Source organism: Micromonospora maritima (assembly GCF_902825405.1).
Classification (GTDB): Bacteria; Actinomycetota; Actinomycetes; order Mycobacteriales; family Micromonosporaceae; genus Micromonospora; species Micromonospora maritima.
On the sequence record NZ_CADEAU010000558.1, the window covers coordinates 1 to 3,233 of the forward strand.

Sequence of the window (3,233 nt, forward strand, 5' to 3'; positions counted from 1 at the left end):
GCCAGCGCGCCACCGGCGACCAGGACCCCGGTGTCGCCGTCGCGGCCACCGGCGCCGGCCTGCGCGCCACCGATCGGGGTGACGGTGAACGTGGCGCTGCCGCCGTCGCTGCCGTCGCCGCAGGTCGCGGCGACCGTGTACGTGCCCAGCGTGAAGCCGGCGGTGAACAGTTCGGCGCTCAGCCCGCCCCCCGCCGCCGCCGTGGTGGACCGGACGTTCTGGTCGCGGTCGGGCCCGGTGACCCGGAAGATCGCGTCACCGGCGTTCGGGTTGCACGTCGTGGTGAGCACCACGGTGCCGCCGACCGGGGTGGTGGCGGGTGAGACTCTGGTGTCCGCCAGCGCGGCAGCCGGGAGCAGCAGTGCGCCGAGGCCCACGCCGACCGCCGCCGGTCCGAGAAATGACTGTGCCTTCATCCGCGTCTTCCCTCACTTTTCGTCCGCTGTCTGCGTGGGACGTCGTTCGGGTGGCCAACTCCGTGACTAGCACCGGTGTGGCCAACACTAGGAGGGTTGCGACGGTCACTGGGGGTAATTGAGAAATCTTCGTTGCCGTCCGGTGTCCACCCTCCCGCCGCCCCGACGACGACGGCCCGGACCTGCGTGGAGCGTGTCCGCTCGTCCGATCCGTCCCCGTCTCGCCGGGTGCCGGCGAAGATCTTGGAAGGCAACGGCCCTCGTGAGGGCCGCATTCTTCCAAGATCGCTGCGTGTGGCCGGTGCGGCGCAGCCCGGCCCGTCGGGTGGGACGGCTCACCGGGCTGGCGGCGCCGGCCGGACCAGTCCGGTGTCGTAGGCGAGGACCACCGCCTGGATCCGGTCGCGCAGGCCGAGCTTGGTGAGGATCGCGGAGACGTGGGTCTTCACCGTGGCGGTGCTCAGGTGCAGCCGGGCGGCGATCTCCGCGTTGGACAGCGCCCGCGCGGTCAGCGTGAGCACCTCCACCTCACGGGCGGTCAACGCCGCGAGCGCCCGGTCGGCGGCGGGCGGCGGGCCGGGCAGCCGGCCGGCGAAGCGGTCCAGCAGCCGCCGCGTCACGGTCGGCGCCAGCAGGGCGTCGCCCCGCGCCACCACCCGGACCGCCTCGGCCAGGTCGTTCGGTCGGGTGTCCTTGAGCAGGAAGGCGCTCGCCCCCGCGCGCAGCGCGGCGTAGACATGCTCGTCGACGTCGAACGTGGTGAGCATGACGACCCGGGCGGGGTTGCCGGCGGCCACCAGCTCCCGGGTGGCGGCGATGCCGTCCTGCCGGGGCATCCGCACGTCCATCAGCACGACGTCCGGCCGGGTACGGGTCGCCACCGCGACCGCGTCGACGCCGTCCGCCGCCTCGCCGACCACCGTCAGGTCGGGCCGGGCGTCGAGGACCATCCGCAGCCCGGCGCGGATCAGCTCCTGGTCGTCGGCCACCACCACGCGGACCTGCCGCCGGTCCCCGTCCGGCTCGTTCATCGGGCCACCTTCCGTTCGCGACTGCGGGGCTCGCAGGACCGGCTCACTCCTCGCGCTCACCGGGCCGCCCCGACAGGCAGCTGCGCCCGTACCCGGAAGCCGCCGGCGGGCAGCGGGCCGGCGTCGAGCGTGCCGCCGAGCAGCCGGGCCCGCTCCCGCATGCCGACGATGCCGCGTCCCTCGGTCGTCCCGGACCGGCGGGCCGGCGCCGAGCCGTCGTCGACCACCTCCAGCCGGAGCACGCCGCCGCCGCACCGGACGTCGACCTCGGCATGGGTGGCGTGCCCGTGCCGCAGCGCGTTGGTCAGCGACTCCTGCACGATCCGGTACGCCGACAGCTGCACCCCGCCGGGCAGCGCCTCGCCGTCACCCTCCCGGCGCAGCGTCACCGGCAGGCCCACCGCCCGGACGGCGTCGACGAGCGCGTCGAGCTGGGCCAGCCCCGGCTGCGGTCCGTCCGGATCGGACCCGTCGTCGGCGGTCAGCGCGTGCAGCATGGCGCGCAGCTCGGTCAGCGCCGACCGGGCCGCCACGTGGATCGACCCGAGTGCCGCGCGCGCCTGTTCCGGCTGCTGGTCGAAGACGTCCTCGGCGGCGACGGCCTGCACCGCGATCACCGCCACGTGGTGGGCGACCACGTCGTGCAGTTCGCGGGAGATCCGCTCCCGCTCGGTCGCCCGTACCTGCCGCTCCCACTCGCACCGGCGCTGCTCCTGGGCGCGCAGCAGCTCGCCGACCGCCCAGCCCAGGCCCAGCCCGGTCGCCGCGAGCACCATGTCCCGCCAGTCGCCGGTCACCAGCTTCCACGGCGTGGGCGCCACCAGCAGTCCGAGGGCGACGAGTGAGAACCGTGGTGGCCGCAGCCGCGCCACGTAGGACAGCGGCGCCGCCACCAGCCCGAGCCAGCCGAGCTGCGGGCAGAGCGCCTCCAGGCCGACACCGGCCAGCGCGGCGACCGCGAGGGCGTACCCGGGTCGGCGTCGGATCCACAGCAGACAGCTGGCCTGCAGCGCGGCGAGGCCGACCGCGACGGTGGTCCCGCCGGCCGTGGCGGGCCCGGCGTCGGACGCCAGCAGCACGAGCAGGGACACGCCGAGGCAGGCGGCGGCGATGCCGCCGTCGAGCAGCAGCAGGAACCGGGGCCGGGAAGACGCGCACCTCATGTCCCGGATGCTAGGCCGCCGGCCGCCCGGCCCTCATCGGCCGCGAGACGGAGATCCCGGCCGTTGCTGGTTCCCGGGACGGAGTCGGGAACCGGTCGCCGGCGCGATCCGCCGGGCCCGTCGCCGGCCCTAGCGTCGTCGCCAGTCGATCCCACCACAGCGGAGGTACGCGCCGATGCAGACCACGATCCCGAGCACCGCCGTCCGCCCGGCCCGCCGTCGCGACCGGCTGCTCACGGTGCTCGCCGCCACCGTCGCCACGCTGCTGGGCTGGGTGGTCGCGGTGCCGCTCGCCGGGGTGGACCTGACCGCGCGTGCCGGTGGCGGCGGCGAGCAGCGGGTCACCCCGGTGGCGGTCGCCGTCAGCACGCTGCTCGCCGGACTCGCCGGCTGGGCGGTGCTGGCCCTGCTGGAGCGGTTCACCGGCCGGGCCCGGACGATCTGGACCGTGATCGCCGTCCTGGTCTTGCTGGTGTCGCTGCTCGGGCCGGTGGGGGCGGGGGCCGGGCGAGCGGCGACGGTGACGCTGGTGGCCCTGCACCTGGTGGCCGCCGCCGTGCTGGTGCCCGGACTGCGGCGTACCGCCGGCCGTTGACCGCCGGGCCCGGAGCCGCCGCGACGGG

4 protein-coding genes are annotated in these 3,233 nt (G+C 75.8%); 1 reads left to right on the forward strand and 3 read right to left on the reverse strand.

What is annotated here, in order from left to right:
- The 3 genes from HUW36_RS28960 to HUW36_RS28970 all read right to left on the reverse strand — a co-directional run.
- Positions 1-416 (reverse strand): hypothetical protein (locus HUW36_RS28960; RefSeq protein ID WP_174531023.1); only part of this gene is annotated, 416 nt, incomplete at its 3' end.
- A gap of 335 nt (positions 417-751) precedes the next feature.
- Entirely contained in the window at positions 752-1,447 is a 696-nt protein-coding gene (locus tag HUW36_RS28965) for a response regulator (RefSeq protein WP_174531024.1), read from the reverse strand.
- A 56-nt stretch (positions 1,448-1,503) separates the two neighbouring features.
- Positions 1,504-2,610 (reverse strand): sensor histidine kinase, encoded by a 1,107-nt coding sequence (locus tag HUW36_RS28970; protein WP_174531025.1) that lies wholly within the window; start codon positions 2,608-2,610, stop codon positions 1,504-1,506.
- A 175-nt stretch (positions 2,611-2,785) separates the two neighbouring features.
- Between HUW36_RS28970 and HUW36_RS28975 the strand changes: the two genes are divergently transcribed.
- Positions 2,786-3,205 (forward strand): DUF6069 family protein, encoded by a 420-nt coding sequence (locus HUW36_RS28975; protein WP_174531026.1) that lies wholly within the window; start codon positions 2,786-2,788, stop codon positions 3,203-3,205.
- Positions 3,206-3,233 lie beyond the last annotated feature (28 nt).

Excerpts from the sequence above, each read along its gene's own strand:
- HUW36_RS28965 (WP_174531024.1), bottom strand. The coding sequence starts at position 1,447 with ATGAACGAGCCGGACGGGGACCGGCGGCAGGTCCGCGTGGTGGTGGCC.
- HUW36_RS28970 (WP_174531025.1), bottom strand. The coding sequence starts at position 2,610 with ATGAGGTGCGCGTCTTCCCGGCCCCGGTTCCTGCTGCTGCTCGACGGC.
- HUW36_RS28975 (WP_174531026.1), top strand. The coding sequence starts at position 2,786 with ATGCAGACCACGATCCCGAGCACCGCCGTCCGCCCGGCCCGCCGTCGC.